Source organism: Desulfosarcina ovata subsp. ovata, from assembly GCF_009689005.1.
Classification (GTDB): domain Bacteria; phylum Desulfobacterota; class Desulfobacteria; order Desulfobacterales; family Desulfosarcinaceae; genus Desulfosarcina; species Desulfosarcina ovata.
This window is the reverse complement of record NZ_AP021879.1, coordinates 6,883,419-6,902,316: the sequence shown is the minus strand read 5'-3', so window position 1 is coordinate 6,902,316 and position 18,898 is coordinate 6,883,419. Positions and strand designations below refer to the sequence as shown.

General features: G+C 54.6%; 16 protein-coding genes. 6 read left to right on the top strand and 10 right to left on the bottom strand.

What is annotated here, in order from left to right; all coding sequences use genetic code 11:
- Positions 1-65: 65 nt before the first annotated feature.
- The 6 genes from GN112_RS35500 (at position 66) to GN112_RS30235 (ending at position 7,428) form a co-directional block, all read left to right on the top strand.
- Positions 66-218: a sugar transferase gene (locus GN112_RS35500; protein WP_155313553.1), complete on the top strand. Its 153-nt coding sequence runs from the start codon at positions 66-68 to the stop codon at positions 216-218.
- A complete protein-coding gene (locus tag GN112_RS30255; protein ID WP_155313552.1) occupies positions 215-2,638 on the top strand; it encodes a tetratricopeptide repeat protein in 2,424 nt (807 codons plus the stop codon). Before GN112_RS35500 ends, GN112_RS30255 begins: the two co-directional genes overlap by 4 nt.
- A 105-nt stretch (positions 2,639-2,743) precedes the next feature.
- Positions 2,744-3,406, top strand: a complete 663-nt coding sequence (locus tag GN112_RS30250) for a polysaccharide biosynthesis/export family protein (RefSeq protein WP_155313551.1) — start codon at positions 2,744-2,746, stop codon at positions 3,404-3,406.
- A gap of 230 nt (positions 3,407-3,636) precedes the next feature.
- Positions 3,637-4,818 (top strand): porin family protein, encoded by a 1,182-nt coding sequence (locus tag GN112_RS30245; RefSeq protein ID WP_162459183.1) that lies wholly within the window; start codon positions 3,637-3,639, stop codon positions 4,816-4,818.
- A gap of 205 nt (positions 4,819-5,023) precedes the next feature.
- Complete coding sequence (locus GN112_RS30240; protein WP_155313549.1) at positions 5,024-6,583, top strand: GumC family protein; 1,560 nt, start codon at positions 5,024-5,026, stop codon at positions 6,581-6,583.
- Positions 6,584-6,597: 14 nt separating this feature from the next.
- Positions 6,598-7,428, top strand: coding sequence for a CpsD/CapB family tyrosine-protein kinase (locus GN112_RS30235; RefSeq protein WP_155313548.1), 831 nt, complete (start codon positions 6,598-6,600; stop codon positions 7,426-7,428).
- A 63-nt stretch (positions 7,429-7,491) separates the two neighbouring features.
- Here GN112_RS30235 and GN112_RS30230 read toward each other — a convergent pair whose 3' ends face one another.
- From GN112_RS30230 to GN112_RS30185, 10 genes are all read right to left on the bottom strand, one after another.
- Positions 7,492-8,553, bottom strand: a complete 1,062-nt coding sequence (locus GN112_RS30230; protein WP_155313547.1) for an ExeA family protein — start codon at positions 8,551-8,553, stop codon at positions 7,492-7,494.
- A 179-nt stretch (positions 8,554-8,732) separates the two neighbouring features.
- Entirely contained in the window at positions 8,733-11,147 is a 2,415-nt protein-coding gene (locus tag GN112_RS30225) for a tetratricopeptide repeat protein (RefSeq protein WP_155313546.1), read from the bottom strand.
- A gap of 40 nt (positions 11,148-11,187) precedes the next feature.
- Positions 11,188-11,262 carry a VPLPA-CTERM sorting domain-containing protein gene (locus GN112_RS35495; RefSeq protein ID WP_414736157.1) on the bottom strand — a complete coding sequence of 25 codons (75 nt, stop codon included), beginning with the start codon at positions 11,260-11,262 and terminating at the stop codon, positions 11,188-11,190.
- Between the two features lie 11 nt (positions 11,263-11,273).
- Positions 11,274-12,197, bottom strand: coding sequence for a TlpA family protein disulfide reductase (locus GN112_RS30215; protein ID WP_162459182.1), 924 nt, complete (start codon positions 12,195-12,197; stop codon positions 11,274-11,276).
- A 21-nt stretch (positions 12,198-12,218) separates the two neighbouring features.
- Positions 12,219-12,923 (bottom strand): hypothetical protein, encoded by a 705-nt coding sequence (locus GN112_RS30210; RefSeq protein ID WP_155313543.1) that lies wholly within the window; start codon positions 12,921-12,923, stop codon positions 12,219-12,221.
- Positions 12,924-12,952: 29 nt separating this feature from the next.
- The gene (locus GN112_RS30205) at positions 12,953-14,572 is read right to left on the bottom strand and encodes a putative porin (protein WP_155313542.1); all 1,620 of its coding nucleotides are present in this window, start codon (positions 14,570-14,572) and stop codon (positions 12,953-12,955) included.
- 113 nt (positions 14,573-14,685) lie between these two features.
- On the bottom strand, positions 14,686-15,384 hold the full coding sequence (locus GN112_RS30200; RefSeq protein ID WP_155313541.1) for an energy transducer TonB: 699 nt from the start codon (positions 15,382-15,384) through the stop codon (positions 14,686-14,688).
- A gap of 106 nt (positions 15,385-15,490) precedes the next feature.
- Positions 15,491-16,513, bottom strand: coding sequence for an archaeosortase/exosortase family protein (locus tag GN112_RS30195; RefSeq protein ID WP_155313540.1), 1,023 nt, complete (start codon positions 16,511-16,513; stop codon positions 15,491-15,493).
- A 136-nt stretch (positions 16,514-16,649) separates the two neighbouring features.
- Complete coding sequence (locus GN112_RS30190) at positions 16,650-17,057, bottom strand: ExbD/TolR family protein (RefSeq protein WP_155313539.1); 408 nt, start codon at positions 17,055-17,057, stop codon at positions 16,650-16,652.
- Positions 17,054-18,862: a DUF2341 domain-containing protein gene (locus GN112_RS30185; protein WP_155313538.1), complete on the bottom strand. Its 1,809-nt coding sequence runs from the start codon at positions 18,860-18,862 to the stop codon at positions 17,054-17,056. Before GN112_RS30185 ends, GN112_RS30190 begins: the two co-directional genes overlap by 4 nt.
- Between the last annotated feature and the right edge of the window lie 36 nt (positions 18,863-18,898).

Sequence of the window (18,898 nt, the reverse complement as noted above, 5' to 3'; positions counted from 1 at the left end):
ATGAACGGCGCCATCTTCAAACTGAACATCTCCGGCGCATTTCCGCCAAGCCCGGACTCACCGGCATGTGGCAGGTGTCGGGGCGCAATAAGATCACCGATTTTGAAAAAATTGTCGAATTGGATTGCCAATACCTGGACAGTTGGCGATTCTTCGACGATTTGAAAATCATTCTGCAGACCATCATCATCGTCCTTCAGCGAAAAGGTGCAATATGAACAATGAGATCAACCGATTCATACGGAATAGCCTGGTATTCATGATCGTGGCGTGCGCTGTTGCCGGCCTTTGCCTCTCGTGCAGTTCCAAGGAAGAAAAAACGGCAAAATTCTACAACAAAGGAAAGGCGCTTTTTGAGAAAGACGATTATGTACGCGCGAAGCTGGAATTGAAAAACGCCCTGCAGATCGACCCCAAATTTGCCGACGCTTACTACATGCTAGGCAAGGTGGCGATCAAGGAGAAGGAGCTCAAACAGGCTTACGGACTGTTTAGCAAGGCGGTGGAACTTAATCCGGGCCTTCTTGAGGCCCAAGTGGAACTGGCACGCATTTTCATTGCGGCCAAAGCCATTGAGCGGGCAGAGGAAAAAGTTACCCTGGTGCTGGCCAAGGAACCCCAAAACAAGGATATGCGTCTTGTGCAGGCCAGGCTTTACTTGATCAATAAAAAAATTGACGACGCCAGCACCATTTTGGAAGACCTGTACAAAAACGGCGAGACGTCGGCAGAACTGTACCTCATGCTGGCAACCATCTATGAAGCCCATAAGAAATATGATGCGGCCGAAGCCATGCTGCGCGAGAGCATCCAGAAAAACCCCAAAACCATGGGGTTGCGCCGGGTATTGGCGGATTTCTACCTGAAAAAGGGCAAGTTGGAAGCGTGTGAGGCCCTGTTGAAAGAAAACATCCAATTGGAACCGGAAGCCGCCGCGCATCGATTGGTCCTGGCCACCTTTTATTGGAAGACGGATAAAAAAGACCAGGCCCTGGCTACCCTGAATGCGCTTACCATGATCGAGAAGAATCGCGAAGCCAATGTGATTGCCGCCACCCAATTTCTGCTGAAACAAAAGGAGGTGGATCAGGCAGAGCAAATGCTGCGCAAGAGTATCGCGGACACACCCAAAAGCTTTAGGTTCCGAGAAGCGCTGGCCGACCTGTTTGTTATCAAGAAGAATCTGCCGCAAGCCATCGCCACCCTTACCGAGAGCCTATCCCTGTCCAGTGACCCGGCCAATCCCGGCATTCTGACCGCCAAAACAAAAATGGCCGGCATTCTTCTGATGCAGCGGGAGGGCGGCAAGGCCGAGGCACTTGTCGACGAGGTTCTCAAGGAGAACGCCAAGAGTATCGATGCCAATTTTATTAAAGGCCAATTATATCTGTTGGCGGGGCGTGGTGCCGATGCGGTAACCACCTTTAGAACCGTCGTCGCTGAAGCTCCGCAGAACGTCAAAGGCTTTTTAATGCTTGGTCGGGCCCACCTGATAAACAAGAATATCCCACTGGCCATTGATACTCTCAGCCAGGGAATTCGCCAGAATCCGTCATCCAAGGAGATTCGCCGTTTCCTTGCACGGGTCTACATGGCCAATAAAGACACGACTTCGGCCGAGGAACAGCTGGTCAAAATCACGGAAATCGCTCCCAAGGATGTCAGCGCGATGGGTGACCTGGGTGATTTCAAAATGGCTCGAAGTGCCTATGAAGGGGCTCGGGAGCAATACACACGGATGATCGAGACATCGCCCAATGTTCCGGCCGGATACCTGAAGCTATCCCACTATTTTGAAGTCCGTGGTGATCGAGATTCCGCAGTCGGTATACTTGAGAAAGGCTATGCCAAAAGCTCCGATTCGATGCCCCTTTTGGCGGCACTGGTGAAAGCCTACATCCTGGAAGACAAGACCGACACCGCAAAAAAAATGTGCGATGAGAAAATTGCCGCTTATCCGGACAATGCCTTCACCTACAACTTAATGGCCCAGGTCTACCTGGCCCAAAAGGATGCGGATAGCGCCGAAGCGTCTCTTAAAGCGGCAATTCAGCGCAGTCCCGAGTGGAATGTCCCCCATGACAATCTGGCCCGCCTGTACCTTTCCCAGGGCAAAACCGATCAAGCCATCGCCAACCTCGAAACCGCCATCACTCAAAATGACAAGAATACCGCCGCATTCATGACCCTGGCCCTACTTTATCAAAAAACAAACAAGGAGGAAAAAGCCAAGGCCGTCTATGAAAAGGCCCTATCGGTCGATCCCCAGCGCTGGGCAGCCGCGAACAACCTGGCCTTTATCCTGTCGGCGTCAACGATCCCCGCCGATCTGGAACGAGCCCTTGAGCTGGCTCAACAAGCCGAGAAAATCAGACCCGAAGAGGCTACCATACTGGACACGCTTGGATGGATCCATTATAAGCAGGGCTATGACCAATTGGCCGTCGCCGCACTGGAAAAGGCCTTGGAAAAAAGTCCGGACAATGGCACGATCAACTTCCATCTAGCACAAGTATTAATCGACAGCAACCGGCCGGATGAGGCCCGTGAGAAACTGGAACAGGCATTGTCGGCGGAGGGCAACTATCCGGAACGTGCCGAGGCAGAGGCCCTGTTGAAGCAGATAAAGGGCTCCTGACGGAAGCTGTTGAATTGTCCATTGTCCATGACCGCTCCCCCCCCCTACTTCCGGAGAAAATCTACAACGCGTTATATCAGCCCATATATTCGATAAGGATCCGATATGATGATACACAGACCATCCTTTCCGTTTTTTCGCCCGATGAGGGAACTTCTCGTTTTTGGTTGCATGCTGGCAATAACGGCCATCGGCTGCACCCACGCCGCACCGGCATTGGAAACGATCCCCACTCCGGCACCCGCTCAAACGGAAACCGTCGTGCAGCCCTTGACTGATGCCACTCCTGATTACGCCATGGGCGCCGGTGATATACTCGAAATCAGTGTCTGGAAAGATCCGGCACTCACGCGTCAGGTCGTGATCCTTCCCGACGGGACCTTCTCGTTTCCCCTGGTGGGACGCTTCCGCGCCGCCGGCAAAACGATCGACCAGCTCAAATCGGAGATGGAATTCGCCTTGGTGCGCTTTATTCCCGAACCGGACTTGAGCGTAATCGTCCAGCAGGTCAACAGCCAAGTGGTCTACGTGATCGGCAAAGTCAACCGACCCGGTCATTTTCCGCTGAATCGCAACATCGACGTCCTCCAGGCACTGGCCATGGCCGGCGGCGTGAATATTTTTGCCGACACACGGGATATCCGCATTTTCCGCAAGACGGACAAGCAGACCATGGTGATCCCCTTCGACTATAAAGCCGTAACGGAAGAGAACCAGTTGGACGGGAACATCCAGCTGCAGCGGGGAGACGTGGTCGTGGTGAAGTGACTCAGCGGGTTCACTGACGCATCAGCAAATTGTAGTATTTAATGCTATAGCAGACCTATTCCCCCATTTACCCCATATGGATCGCTGATAACTTGATAAAGCCATTGAATCAAAACGGCGGCTTGGCATTGACGTTTTTTTTTGTCATCATTGCGTTGTTGGCAACCCTGGCAACTTGGTTTTGCTTTTCCCCGCATGCATTGGCGGCCGATTATAAACTACTGACATCGGTGGCAACGAGCTACGCGTACAATGACAATATTCTGCTTACCGACGAGAACGTTTTATCGGACAGCATCTATACCGTCGCTCCCAAACTGGAATGGGCGCGCAACGGGGAACGCCTTTCGGCCAAAGTCGATGGCACGGCGGAATGGTATCGTTACCAAGACAATGACGAATACGACGATACCGACCAGTGGTACAACGCAATACTGAGCTATCGGCCCACGGAACGCTGGCAGCTGGAAATACAGGGGCATGCCAGTGACGACAATCGGCCGGACCGCGACATCGAAACCACCGGGATGGTGCTGAAAAATACCCGCCGCAAACGATTCAATACCTCTGCCACGGCAAGCTACATATTTTCGGAAGTGACTTCCGGCGGTATCTTCGCAGCCCTCAACCGCGAGGATTTTGATGATCCGGAAACGTCGGATCGCCGGGATTACAGTATTTTCCTATTCATGAACCGCAGCCTGGAAGCGTGGATCGCGCGTACCACCGGCCACATGAATGCCGGATTCAGTCATTACAATTTCGATCGGGAATATGATTTTACAAAAAGTGCGGGATCCTATGACTTCACGTATATGCTCGATGACGAGTATACGGTTGACAATTACTCCTTTACATTGGGAACCGAATCGGCGCTTTCGGAAAAACTGAATTTCTCGATTGACCTGGGTGGACGTTATAGTCAATCGGAATCGGAGTCAACGAGCCGGCAACGGATAAGCCTTTATTCAATGGAAACCGATCCCTTGAAAGAGAGTGAAAGCTACAGTAGTTGGGGGGCTGTCGGCACCCTGGAAATTTCCTACCAGGGTGAACGCAGCAACGCCAGTCTGCTTGTTTCTCACGACCTGACACCGGTGAGTGGTGAGAACGGCACCGCCAACCGGACCACGGTAAGAATCGGCGGCAGCATGAAACTGCTGGAAAATTTACGTGGTAATGTCGCGTTTCAATGGTACCAGAATAAAAGCGACAAGGAGGATTCCACGCAAAACGATATCGACACCCAGACCTGGAATTTCCAGACCGGAATACGCTGGGAACTGAACCGAAAGGTGGCGATAAGCGGAAAGTATTTCTATACGATCTACGATAAGCGTGAGGCGGGCACAACTGCCGAGCGCAACAAGTTCCTGATCCAGGTGGTTGCCGAGCACGACTGGCTGGAGTGATGGATTGGATTTTGCCTGAAGCCAATCCCCCTCACCCTGTCCCTCTCCCCAAGGGGCGAGGGAACGCAGACAACCCGCTTGTTAGGCAAGAGGGCCGCATCCATACACACCCTCTCCCCTCAGGGGAGAGGGTCGGGGTGAGGGGTAAAAATCGTTGGTCATTCCCATTAACCATCAAAAGAAGACGAAAGGCAACATAGCGCACATGGAAGATACCCCCCTGGCACTTGGAGATTATGTCGACATCCTCAACCGTCGCAAATGGTCTCTGATCATCCCATCCGTTCTCGTTGTATTGGTTGCCGGACTGGTGGCCTTGCTGCTGCCGTCGATATACAAGTCCAGTGCCACCATTCTCATCGAAGAGCAGGATATTCCGGCCGACTTCGTCATGAGCACGGTCACCGGGTATGCCGAACAGCGCATCCAGTCCACCCAGCAGCGCATCATGAGCACCGGACGCCTGGTTGAGATCATCAATCGTTTCAATCTCTACCCTGAATATAAAGACCGTTGGACCACCGAAGAAATCGTCGAGAAAATGCGTGAGGATATCCACCTTGACCTGATCAGCGTGGACACCATCGATCGTCGTACCGGTCGGCCCACCGCTGCCACGATTGCCTTCACCCTCTCCTATGAAGGCAAAAACGCCGCCACGGTCCAGCGGGTGACCGATACGCTGGTCTCGCTTTTCCTCAGCGAAAACCTCGAGGTACGCAAGCGCCAAACCACCGAGACCACCGAATTTTTAAAAGAGGAAACCGATCGGGTACGCGCCCAGTTAGCCGAGCTGGAGGAAAAAATCACCACTTTCAAGGCCCAGCATGTCAACGCCCTGCCCGAGATGCTGCAGGTCAACCTGCAGTCCCTCAACAGCATGGAGACCAACCTCCAACGCATGGACGACCAGATACGATCCCTCAGGGAACGCGAAGGTTATCTTGAAACCCAACTGGCCAGCATCCCGAAAATGGAAGACCCGCAAAAGCAGCGCCTCAAGGCTGCGGAGATCGAATTGGTCAACCTGCGTAGCAAGTTCACCGACGACTATCCAGATGTTAAGAAACTGCACCTCGAAATCGATGAATTGAAAAAACGGATGGCCAATAAACCGGACGGTGGGCTGGAGCAGCCGGACAACACCGCCTATATCACCCTGGCCGCCCAGCTTTCCAGCACCCGCGCCGAGATCAAGTCCCTGCTGCAGCAAAAAACGGCGATGATGGAAAAAGCGGAAGATTACCGCCAACGGATCGAGACCACCCCCAAAATCGAGCAAACCTACAATGCCCTGTTGGTGGATCGCAACAATACCCAGGCCAAGTACGAGGATCTTCTCCGAAAAGCCATGGAAGCCAACGTGGCCCTGGGGCTGGAAAAGGAGCAAAAAGGCGAACGCTTCACCCTGATCGACCCGGCGCGGCTACCGGAAAAACCCTTCAAGCCCAACCGGCTGGCCATCAGTTTGATCGGTGTGGTGCTGGGAATCGGGGCTGGCGTCGGGTTTGCCGCCTTGCGGGAGTTCTCCGACCAGTCCATCCACGCCCCCCAGGATCTGGCCAGGCTCTCAAACCTGCCCCTTCTGGTAAGCATCCCCACCATCATGACGCCGTCGGATCGCCGCATACGGAACCGCAAGCGCATGCTGGTGGGGCTGGTGTGCGTTTTGGCGTGCGTGGCCGGCATTTTGGCATTCCATTTTCTGGTCATGGACCTGGACGTTTTCTGGGCCAAATTAATGCGGCGCCTGCCGCCGATGTAAAGGATTTTTTGCCAATGAACCTGAGAAAAGCACTGGACAAGGCCAAACGGGAACGAGACAGCCATGGCGGAGGCAAAGGTCCGCTTTCCCCTGGGGCGTCCCCATCATTTCCGGCAGCCCGCCCCGGATCGGATTGGCACGCACCCGTGTACTCCGAATCAAAGACCGCCGCTATCGATCTTGAGACTGCGGTCAGCAACCACTGTGTAGCTTTATCCGCCGATTTTGCAGAAGTAGACTATTACAAGGTTCTCCGAACGCAACTGAGGCAAATCGGGAGGGAAAAGACCTGGAATACGATCATGGTCACCAGCGTCGCTCCCGGCGAGGGCAAGACGGTCACGGCCATCAACCTGGCAGCCACCTTCGCACGGGAATACAACCAAACCGTGCTCCTGGTGGATGCGGATTTGCGCCGCCAATCGATTCACCACTATCTGGGCTATCCCAGTTCATCGGGTCTGCGGGACTACCTGGAAGAACGGGTGCCCATGAATGATATCATCACTTGGCCGGGAATCGAGAAATTCACCGTTATTTCCGGTGGCCAGCCGGTTCACGAGAGTGCCGAACTGATGGGTTCGCCGCGCATGCAGACGCTGGTGGCTGAACTTAAAAACCGCTATGCGGACCGTTATGTCATCTTCGACGTGCCGCCGGTCATGGGAGGTGCGGACGCACTGACATTCGCCCCCCTGGTGGATTGCATTATCCTGGTCGTCGGGGTGGGAATCACCCGCCGGCAAGATCTCACCCAGGCCCTCGAAATGCTTCCCCAGGAAAAAATGGCCGGATTCGTTCTCAACCAGTTCAACCGGGCCACAGCGCATCGGTACGGTCATTGACGGGTATTTTATGAGGGTTGGGCGCAACACCCGGTTTTTCATTGGATCTTAACCGATCCACCGTTAGTTTTCTCTCATCGTGTGCAAAAGGCGAGTATATTTGGCCATCAGTTCATCGTTGCGCCTACGTTCGTTGATAAGCAGTTCCTGGTATTTGACAAACAGTTGATTATAGACCTCTTGGCTAAGAGTAGCCAGGTCTTGTTTGAGTTCAGCAAGGCTACGCTCGATAACACTGACACGCTCGGCAAGTCGGTCGATCTCCGATGCGCCAGGCCCAGGAATCGTCGGCTCGGCAACCGGTGGCAAAGCAGGCACCGCCGCCAGGCAAATCTCGTCGGCCAAGACTTTTTCGATCACGTTTTCATCGATCGTTTTCAAGTCTTCGGCATATCCGTAAACCAATGCCGAGTCACAGAGCAGATTGATGGTGCGGGGAATGCCGCCGGCATGGCGATGAATGCTGGCAATCGCCTCTGGAGAGAAAAGATCTGCGCATCCTCCGGCCGTGTCGATTCGATAGGCGATGTAGTTCCGGGTCTGATCCAGATCCAAAGGGCCAAGATGGTAGTGCACGGCAATGCGTTGGGCCAGTTGGCGGAAATCCGGCATCTGCAACCGTTTCTTCAGTTCCGGCTGGCCGACCAGCATGATCTGGATCAGCATGTGATCATCGGTTTGCAGGTTTGAGAGCATACGGACATCTTCCAGGGCCGTCGGTGGAAGATTCTGAGCCTCGTCAATGACCAAAAGGACTTGTCGACCGGCGGCATACCGGTCGATCAGGAAGTGGAAAAGCGTCTTCAAATGGCGGTCTTTCCTCAGTCCGGCGAAGGGGACATCGAATTCACTGAGGATCAGCCGGAAAAGCTCGTCGGAGGAGAAATTGGTGTTGAAAATAAACGCAACGTCCATCTGATTGTCCACGCGTTGCATCATATGTCGGATGAGGCTAGTTTTACCAATGCCGATTTCCCCCGTCAGCAGAATGAAGCCCACGCGTTCGGACAGTCCATATTCCAGGTAGGTCAGGGCGTTTTCGTGATTTTTACTGAGAAACAAGACTTCCGGGTTGGGCACGATGCTAAATGGTTTGCCGGAAAGCCCGTAGTAATGTTCGTACATGTGATTTTCCCCTCCCCTTCGGAATTACGATAGCCGCGATCGAATGGATTAATCACCGTATCGAATCGTTCGCACAAGATCAATGTAAAAGGGCCGATCCGTAAGGATCGGCCCTTTTCTTTTTCTCGAGTGAGGGGCCGCGATGGATGCGGATAAAGATGAAAGACGGCCTACCTAATTCAACTTTTGGATCCAAGCTTCTTGAGCATGGCCTCGGCGCGCTCGCGCCCCATGAACGCGGTATCGCCACGGGTGGCGGTCTTCAGCCGTTTTCTGGCCGACTCGATATCTCCGTCTTTTTCCAACACCGCACCCATATGGTAGTTAATCAACGGATCTTCGGGAGCCGCCGCAATTAACTTCTCATAAAGTGCCAGGGCTTGTTCGGTTTCCCCTTTTTTGTAATGGATCCATCCCAGGGTATCGACGATCATCCCCTCTCCGGGTTTCATCCGAAAGGCCGCAGAGGCGATCTTTTGAGCCTCATCCAGCGTTTCCATGGATGTGGTCCGGTCCGCTATGAGAAAGGCCAGGCGATTGGCCGCCGTCCAGAAACCGGGAACCTGGCCGACGCCTTTTTTATAAATTTCAATGGCTTTCTCATACTCCCGCTTATCTTCATACAACTTTCCCAAAGTAAGATAGGCCACCGGGTTCTTAGGATTGTCGGCAAGCGCTTTCCTGAATTGAGCGATGGCTTCCTTCCGCTTATCCTGCAGGATAAAAAGCGCTGCGAGATCGTTGCCTGCCTGAGGCCATTTGGGTTCCAATGCAACGGCTTTTTCAAAAGCCTTTTGGGCAGCCTTGAATTTCTTCATCCGTGTCATGACCTTGCCTTTAAGATCGTGGGCCAGGGCTTCATCGGGTTTTTCGTTCAGACGCGCATCGCACAGGGCCATGGCGTCGTCATATTGTTCGGCGGTCAGCAGGGCGGTAATCAATTCGGCGGCCAGCAGCGGGTTTTTGCCGCCTTGTTGATACCCTTTGCGCAGCTGGGCCACCGCGCTCGCTTTCTTACCCTGGCGCAGGTATAAACGGGCCAGCTTGATATACCCGATGGGAGAACGGGGGGCCTTGAGCACGATTTCGCTGTATTCCCGGCGGGCACTGCTCTCATCATTCAGCGCCAGATAGAAATCGCCCAACTCGGCCTGGGCGTCGACGGCATCCGGGGATTCTTCCACCAGGGTACGCAGGTGGGTTTCGGCCTGTTTGTAATCTTTATCTTTCAGATTGACCCGGTAGGCGGCCATGAGCAGTTCGCGGTTATGCGGTGCCAGGTGAAGCCCCTTGTCCAGTGTCTCCCTGGCGGCCTGAAGCTGGCGGCGCATCACATAGGCATCGGCCAGTTGAATATACCCCCCCAGAAAATCCGGTTGGCGGGCCAGCACCTGATTGAAGTCGACAATCGCGGCTTGCGGATTCCCGGTCGCCTTCAGGGCCATGCCCCGCGATGCAAGGGCCTGAAGGTTGTGCGGGTCATTGGCCAGAACCGCCTCAACATAGGTCTTGGCCGTCGCGGGATCCCTGGCAGCGATATAGATTTTGGCCAGCGCATTGCGCAACTGATTCCGTTCCGTCTCGCCGGCGGTTTGGTTTTGTTCAAGGTCGCTTTTAAGAAGATCGACAGCCGCCTGGGCGTTGCCGGTTTTGATGTACAATTCACCCAGGGCCAGCTTCAGTGCCACCCCGGGATCTCCGGCCGCAATTCCTGCCAAAAGGATGTCCCTGGCCGGGTCGATCTGCTTTTCTTCGAGATAGAAGTTGGCAATGGCAATCCTTCCGGGCGCATCGGCCGGATTCTGTTCCAGGCTGCGCGCCAAAAGGTGTTCGGCCTTCTCCTTATCCTGGGTCTGCCAATAGAGCCGAGCCAGGGCGATGGCATGGGCAGCGTTGTCCGGATCGATCTTCACCACTGTTTCCATGGTCGCCTGGGCATTCTTGAGATCGCCGCGCCTCAAGAGGAAATTGGCCAGCTGAAGGTGCAACAATGTCGATTGGGGATGTTTGGCAATCCCCGATTCGAGGATTTTTTTCCCATTGTCGGGATCGGCTTTTTTGAAATACGCGCTGGAAAGCAACACAATCAGGTTCACATCGCGCTGCCCTTTGGCATAAAGCGGATCGAGCAGTCGGATGGCATCGCCGGTTCTTTTCTCGAGCAGCAATGCAGATCCTTTGACCAGGATGGCATCCAGATTATCCGGCTGGCGTTTCAGGATCGTATCCACCCGCTGAAGGGCCGCTTCCGGCTTGCGGGCGGCCAGGTATATCCGGCCCAACGCCAACTGGGCGTCGGCGTGCGCCGGATCGATGGACGTCGCTTTGGCAAAGTCGCTGACCGCCTCTTGAAGTTTCTTCTCTTTCAAGGCGACATTGCCTAACTTGAAATAGGCATCTGCATAGGACGGATAGTTCTCGATCGCCTTTTGCAGATTGGTCCTGGCGCCATCGAAATCGGACTTTTCAAACGCATCGGTACCCTTTTTGTAGTACTTTCTGGCCGTGCGGTCCGGACCGTCAGAGGCCAGGGCGCCGAATGAAAGGCAGAGCAATAAAACCAGGCTTACGATTGTGGATCGGGTGATCATCATGTTACCTCTCCTCAGAGGGTTGGAATGGATAAGGATTCTCTTATGTGCGGATGCGCCGGCGTATTCCGGTCAACGCGGCAATACCCGACAAGAATAAGAAAAAGGATGCCGGCAATGGAAATTGTGTTATGAGTGTTGTCCAATCCCGGACAGGTCGATGAGGGCTTGGACTTCGGGGGGCATGGCAAACCAACGGTCTGCGACCTGCCCATTATGGATAAAAAGATACTGCGGCAATGGTTCATCGCCCATCAGCGCAATCAAGCTCTTCTCTTCGACGGCCAGCACCGGATAAAAGGTACAGTTCTCTTCTACGAACCGGTCAATGTCCGGTTTCGGATTGGCTGCCACCGCATACACGGGAATGCGTTCGCCCATTTCGGCGGTGATGTCATTGAGCAGGGGTACGACCTCGCGGCAGTGCCCGCACTCCGTGGACATCAGGACAAGCAGGAAGTTTTCCCCTGAAAAAGCGATCGGCTGTCCATCCAGTGACTGAAGCTGGATGCTTTCCGGCCTGTCAACCACCTTCAGGTCACTATCCATGACACCCGTGGTCAGAGGCAAAATCATTGACAGTATGCCCGCCGTGGCAACCGCCCAGCCTTTCGCCGGATGCCGGATGTGTGTGCTCGCGGTTCTCAATTGCCAGGCCGCCAACGCGGCGGCCAACATCAACCCATCTTCGAACAGCGCCTGGACCGGTCCCCTGCGGGCTGCCGGACCAAAACAGCCACAGTCGGAAATATTGCCCTGAAACATGGCCCAGGCCAGCGCTCCGATGAACAGGGCCAGCAATCCGGCGGTGATGCGCAGACAGGTTCGGGGATGCCAGTTAACCAGCAGCGCCGCACCAAGGAGCATTTCCACGTCCACCATCAGCCAGGCCACGCCGGTGAGGAGCCGGATATCACCTGGGAAAATACCATACTGGCCGATCTGGACGGCAAAACGGCTCAAGTCGAGTCCCTTGATGATCCCCGCAGCCAGGAAAACCGTGCCAAGAACAATACAAATGAACCGATAAGTTAATTGGAGGGTCTTGGTCATTGGTAAAGGACTCATGATTCTCTACTCACTGTCCCGGAGGGTCTGGTCGTCAATCTGATCCAAGTAATCCTGGATCAGTTTTTCCAGTTCCACTTTCTTGAGCTGGGTAAACGGTTCCACCTGCATGATGGCCGTGGCGAAGACGCCCTTCTCGTCGTATCGGGCCAGGATGGATTTGGCCGTGGCGGCCATCTTTTGATTTTCGGACAGATACCGGTCCCGGGTGCGGCTGGCGAACTCAAGCTCGGATTCGAGTTGTCGCGTGTTCTCGGCCATATCCTCAATCTTCTCGTCACGCTGACGCAGGGTCTGCTTCGCCTGCCGTAACGAATCCGTTAAGGCGGAATGGGACGCTTTCCACTTGGCGATCACGTCGTCCTTTTCGGTCAGCCGCGCCTCAAGGGCAGCGATCCGGCCGTTCTGTTTTTGTTCAATGGATGCCATTTCGGCCTTCATCGCTTCCATCTGCTCGGCCAGTGCGTCTGCTTTCATCTCGGCCTGACGCTTTAGTCCCTCGACGGTCAGCTTGGCCCGCTGGAAGGCGGCGGCTTGGGCTTTCTGCTCGGCGTATTTGTGCTGCAGCAATTCGGCCCGGTGGCTCATGCCGGATAGTTCTTCGACAGTCGCCGCATGGGCCTTGGACAGTGTATACAGGCGATATCCGAAAAAACCGGTTGAAACGACCAGAATGGCGATTACGAAAATTAGGGTAATTTTTTTTCTCAATGGTGCGCCTTGCATGATATGGATCAGAATCAGAATCGGGCGTTGACATCCACTTGCAGGGTATCCACACCCAATTGAGGGCCTTCGATTTCATCAGACGAAAGCCAGCGGCCGGTCAGCCAGAGATTGCGATACAGGCCGTATTCGCCTTTGAGGATCCAGCCCTTGGCATTGGTTCCGCCCAAGTGAAAGTCCGAATCGGTAAAGGCGTCAAGCACGGCATCGGCGCCCAGGTATTTATATTTCAGCCCAATATTCCACTCCCCGAAATTGACGATTTTCGGATACCCGACCGTGGCCCCGAACATATAGCCATCGGTGTCTTCTACCGGGCTGTCGTCGCCGGTGACTTCGGCCACGCGATCCGTGTCAAAGCCGAAATTCTTGACATATTGCGCGTCCAGGATGATGTGGACCGGATGGAAAATCCCGATATCGGTCTTGAGATAAACGTCCAAGATGTCATAATCCGTGGCCAGGGCAGTCTGGATGTCATCCGTCGGGTCGATATCCATCAGCGTATTACCCTTCTGCTGGTACCCAGGTGCCGTAAAATCATACAGGTCGGAATTTGCAGCATTCTGAATCCCTTCGATCTCCCGGTAGTCGTAATATGCGATCCCCACGGTAAAGGCCATGTCGTAGCGCGGTAAATACTCGAATCCCACTTGCGCCCCCCATAACCATTTGTCGCGGCTCGAAAACGCTTCTTCCTCCAAGGGGAAAATTCCAGCGGTCAGGAACATGTTGAAGGGCCGCATCTGCTCGGTATCGGTCTCGTAACTGACCGCAAGTCCTTCAAAGTTCAGATCCCCATCCCACACCAGATCCGTGGAGAACCAGGGATTGGCAAACCGCCCACCGACAATGCTGATCTGCGGCATTCGATCGAACCACGGATTGATGGGATGCCACTTCCACTTGAGATAGGCCCGGTCGAAGACAAAGCTGTCCCGATTGAAGTAGTCGCCCATGGTGTCGTTGGTGGAAACCGGGTCGTCCTCATTACCGGTAGTAAACCGGAAACCGGCCTCCAGCTTACCCACGTTGGCCTCGCGATAATCGAGCAGTTTGGCCTTCATGCCCAGACGAGCCCGATATCTGAAACGATAGCGGTCTTCTGTGGTATTCATCACACTATCCGTATCATCCGGGTTGACGAACGTTGCATTGTCATCCACGAAAGTGTCCTGCTGGTAACGCAGGCGCACATCACCACTGATCGAGATACGCTGGGTCCATTCGGATTTTATGGATTTGTCAACCAACTGATCGATAACACCGGATTCCATATCGTCGATGCGCCGCGTCAGCAACCGGTGGTCGAGCATGGTGGCCTCGCTGGTCCGTCGGACTTTCTCTTCGAGGCTGGCGAGATCTTTCTTGGTCGCCGGTTCGGAAGGGGGTTCTTGAGCGATGATAGGTGCGTTCGGTGCCGTGGCCACATCACCGGCACCGTCGATCCGTTCCATGAAGGCTGTTGCCTCGTCTTCAGTAAGAATGCCTTTTTCCTTCAAAAGGTCGATAATCGCCCGCGCCTGATCGTTAGTCAATCCAGCCGAAGTCTGCTCCTGGGCAGAGAGCATGCCGGCAAAAAAAAGCAGTAGAAACCCAGCAATAAGAACGGCAGCTGTAAATCGTCTGTGCATGGAAAGGCTCCTGATTTTATCAATGTATCGGTTTAGTTGGCAATGGTCGCAATGCGATGGTCACGGCCCCTTAATTTCGGCGACCAGTGATGGTTGGAGAAATCGACTATAGGCTATCCTTTGGCGGAGATTTTCAGCTTGATGGTGCGGGGCATTCCCCTGGGAGGGGGTTCGTCGATGGTTGCCAGTTTCAGGGCACTGACCACGGCATCGTCCATTTTGGAATTTCCCGAGGACCGGGTCAGACGATAATCGACAATTTTGCCGTATTCATCCAGTCGGATCTGAATCATCGTTTTCAGATCGCCGTCGGGGATACCGCCGTTCTCCTCCATGTGGCGTTTCATACGTTTGCTCAGTTCGTCCTGAACCATTCGGGTGTACCAGGCATAGCGGCGCATCAGGGATACGGAGTCCCCCCCCCCTCCGATCAACGCCCGTCCGCCCTTGTTGGCCCGCAACCCGAAACCGTCCGATCCGGCGGTACCGTCGGCGTCCAGACCCAGGTCCTCTCCGGGCGGGGCTTCATCCGGAGGCTGGTCATCAAGTGCTTCAGGAGGCATCTCCTCGGGTTCCGGGTTGATGATCTCTTCTTTTTTCTTTACTTCCGGTTCCGGTGGTTTTTCTTTAACTTTCGGCGGAGGCGGCGGCTTAACCACAGTGACCATTTGAATCCGGCGCTGTCGGTGGCGGGAGTCATCCTTGAGCAGATACTTGACCCCGAGCACAGTGCCCGTTGCGACAAGAAGAACAATGAAAACAATGGCAACAACAACAACTGGCTGGCCTGATCGGTTATTTTTTTTCCCCATCTGTTCGCTCGCTGGATATAATCTAAGATGCCGAAACGGTTTCAACCTGAAGATCGCCTTCTACAAGCTGAATGTTTGGGGAATGTTAGGTGTATGCAAAAACTGATCAGCCGACAGGTGTGTTCCGGGCACACAAGGTGCGCTGAAGACTTGTCTGCATCAAAAACAGCAGTGCAATGACTGCTGGCAGAAGGTAGACACAAACGTTGTATACAATTTGCGCAACCGCATTCATCCACCCCATCTGAAAGGCCGTAATCCATAGGTTGCACAACCGGAACGCGAGTTGAAACAGGGTGATCACCACAAAACCGATGCCGGCCCAGCGTATCCGTTGGGCCAGGCCAGCGCCTTTGGCCGCCATCAGCAGACTGCCCAGCGCGATCAGACTGAACGTCTGAGAGTACAGATGGTGGGCATGCGGCATTTCCAGGTGAAGCGAAACCAGGCTGAAAAGCCACTGGATCAGCGTATCGATGATTATGATATACAGTCGGTTGAGTGGTACCCAAAGCAGAAAAGGCAAACTGGAGATAATCAGAAACCGGATCAGGAAACCGATCGGGCGATCCATTTGTCCTGGATCGGCGAGCCAGTGACACCATAACAGGCAGACGACCACCATTGCCACAAGCATGCCCAGCTGCCCCAGGTAGATGTGAACCAGGTCGAACCGATGCGGAAAATACCGGCCAACCAGGGCCACGATCGCAATCCGGATGATATTCAGGGCCATCAGCACAGCGGTGCCGGCTGCAAAGCCGATCCATTTCTCGGCGCGGGTTGCCGGAAAAGCAAGCACAAAGGCCGTATACAAGGCAAACAGATGAATGGCCGAACACTCGGCGATAATAGTGACACTGAACCCGTCGACGCTGACATAGTTACCGTGAACAACCGTTCCTATCGGCAACAATCGCAGCAAATTGCCAACCATCAGGGCGGTGACCCGGTTGATTGGGCCAAACCAGGCTTCCGGCATCAAGCTGATGGGAATCAGCATCAACCCGGCGATCAGCAGGAGTTTACGGCCGAACCCCAGCAACTGCCTGTTGGATGCATTACCTTGCCCACACGGAGGAGCGATTCGGCCGGCCCGTCTGATCGCTTTGGCCCGTTTCGCACGCATTATTTTCTTGTTCTATCGTTTGGTGCGTTGGGTTCATCCGGTTTTTTGCCAGCGCGACCCCGCACGACACCGGACAGAGGCAACGTTGCCGTCCCCTTCCCCCGCGGACACTCACGGTTCACTTCTCAAAGTCCGCCTATTTCACCAGCCGCTGGGTAACCAAGCCCATCTGGGTGATCTCCAACCGCTGCATCAGGTCCAATACGTCGACCACTTTTTCATAGTAAATTTTCGCATCTCCCTTGATGACCACCGGGAAATCGGGGTCCACTGCTTTGTATTGGCGCAGGCGCGTTTCCATTTCCGCAAGGGTGACCGGATAGGCATCCAGGTAAAACTGGCCGCTGGCGTCGATGGTAATTGCTTTGGTCTTTGGTTTGACCAGGCTTGGCGTATTGCTGGCCTTGGGAAGGTTGACTTTGATACCCTGGATGGATGCCGTAACGGCGATGATAAAAACAACAAGGAGGGTCCAGGCCAGGTCAAGCAATGGGGTGACGTTGATTTCGTCAAATCCCTGGAGATCGAAAAGGTCTCTTCTCATGCTGTGTCTCCGCTTCCGTTTTCAGCCTTGAGGGCAAATTCATCGACAAAAACCGTCAGATCCACGGTAATGTCCTTAATCCGGCTGACCAGAAAGTTGTAGGCGAAAAGGGCCGGAATGGCCACGATGAGCCCGACGACAGTTGTGGACAGGGCCGATGCCACACCCGGGGCAATGGCCATGATGTTGGCCTCACCGGCCTCGGCCATGGCGGCAAACGTGTTCATGACGCCCCATACGGTTCCCAGCAACCCCAGAAAAGGACCGCCGGAGATGGCCATGGTAAGCACGGTGAGATTGCTGTTGAGCCGCTTGGTCTCATTGATGAAGTTCTTCTCCAGCTCCGTTCGCAGGGTTTTCAGGGTTGGGCCGGACAAACCGGCGCCAGTGGCGTCAGCGGATCCAGCCTTCTCTGACCGCAAATATTTTTCGATCACCGCATATCCGGCCCGGTAGATGCGGTAAAGGTTGGAATTATTAAGCTTGCCGCCCTCGATCAGCGTCCCCGCCGGATCGTCGCTGGCCTTATAAGCGGCCAGGAAGTTCCTGTTCTCACGGCCCGCCAGGTAGAGAAAACCGGTTTTACTCAAAAACACCAGCCAGCTGATGATGGAAAGCACCATTAACAGGCCGATAACGATCAGGCCGTCCATGGTGATGTTTCTCAAAATCGTCCCCAGGTAAAACGCGGGCACGCCACCACCACCGCCCATGATTTCCGGGCCGTAAGCCAGCATCAGGCCTTCGGGGCCCTGAGTGGCAAAAGAAGTTCTGATACGGTCGTTGGAAAGCGGCTGGGTATATATTCCCACCTCATCCAGATCGCCAATGAAACCATGCTCGCCAGCGTCGGCATCGCCGATGACGATGTCCCCACCCGGCAGGGAAAAATCTCGGGGCAAATCGGTCCAGGTCATCTCCATCCCGTCGAGATGGATCGACAGCCGGCCGCCTGGCGTGCCGGTAACCGTGACCAGATGCCAGGAACCCAACGCCAGGTCGGTGCTCTGGTCGGTAGCGACCTTTCGGCTTCCATCCGCAACGGTAATCTCAGCATACACCTTGGTGCCATCGATACCCACCACAAAAGCCGTATCACTGTCCTGCCGGGAGAAAAGCCAGGCATCGGTCTGGGACAGGTTGATGCGCACCCAGGCCGAAAGGCTGAAGCCGGCCGACCAATCCATGGACGGCGCGGCGGCGATTTCCATACGGTCACCGGCCCCGTTTAGCGCAACGCCGTTACCGATTACACCGGGAAGTCCCTGACCACCGGAGAAGACGACGGCATGGTTGGTGTTGGCCGTGGCATCTTGGGGCAGTCCCTCCACCTCTCCCAGGTGATACGCCCCCACCTGGCTGGCTCCGAAACTACCACCGGAATCCTGCCCGCCGAGCGCGTTTTCGTTGCCGTAATACATCCAGATAAATCCCTGGTCGCTGCCGCCGCCGATCCGCGGCACCTTCACCCAGATCAGCGCGATTTCATCCAGGGTGTCGATTCTTTCTATGTGGTGCTTAAGCAAAGTGGTGTCGTCGCCGGCGACAAAACGGATGTCTCCCCCGTCGTCACGGGCGCTGGTAAAACTGAAATTGCCCGAATGCAGCCGTACCAGCACCGGCACGTCACTGAGGTTCTCCTGGATGTCCGCACCCGTCGGTGTGGTATTGAAACTGATCTTGCGCCGATACTGCCAGCCCTCGTTCCACCACCCCTCTTCGGCCGAGCAGATGTTCGGCAGGGTTGTAAAGCCCATGGTTATCAATACCAGCCAACATAGAAATGCCGCGATTGTTCTTCTCACACATGCCTCCGCATTAGAACTGCCGAATCGGCAATT

Bases quoted from the DNA above. Each gene is read 5' to 3' on its own strand.
- GN112_RS35500 (WP_155313553.1), top strand. From the start codon at position 66: ATGTGGCAGGTGTCGGGGCGCAATAAGATCACCGATTTTGAAAAAATT.
- GN112_RS30255 (WP_155313552.1), top strand. From the start codon at position 215: ATGAACAATGAGATCAACCGATTCATACGGAATAGCCTGGTATTCATG.
- GN112_RS30250 (WP_155313551.1), top strand. From the start codon at position 2,744: ATGATGATACACAGACCATCCTTTCCGTTTTTTCGCCCGATGAGGGAA.
- GN112_RS30240 (WP_155313549.1), top strand. From the start codon at position 5,024: ATGGAAGATACCCCCCTGGCACTTGGAGATTATGTCGACATCCTCAAC.
- GN112_RS30235 (WP_155313548.1), top strand. From the start codon at position 6,598: ATGAACCTGAGAAAAGCACTGGACAAGGCCAAACGGGAACGAGACAGC.
- GN112_RS30230 (WP_155313547.1), bottom strand. From the start codon at position 8,553: ATGTACGAACATTACTACGGGCTTTCCGGCAAACCATTTAGCATCGTG.
- GN112_RS30225 (WP_155313546.1), bottom strand. From the start codon at position 11,147: ATGATGATCACCCGATCCACAATCGTAAGCCTGGTTTTATTGCTCTGC.
- GN112_RS30215 (WP_162459182.1), bottom strand. From the start codon at position 12,197: ATGACCAAGACCCTCCAATTAACTTATCGGTTCATTTGTATTGTTCTT.
- GN112_RS30205 (WP_155313542.1), bottom strand. From the start codon at position 14,572: ATGCACAGACGATTTACAGCTGCCGTTCTTATTGCTGGGTTTCTACTG.
- GN112_RS30200 (WP_155313541.1), bottom strand. From the start codon at position 15,384: ATGGGGAAAAAAAATAACCGATCAGGCCAGCCAGTTGTTGTTGTTGCC.
- GN112_RS30195 (WP_155313540.1), bottom strand. From the start codon at position 16,513: ATGCGTGCGAAACGGGCCAAAGCGATCAGACGGGCCGGCCGAATCGCT.
- GN112_RS30190 (WP_155313539.1), bottom strand. From the start codon at position 17,057: ATGAGAAGAGACCTTTTCGATCTCCAGGGATTTGACGAAATCAACGTC.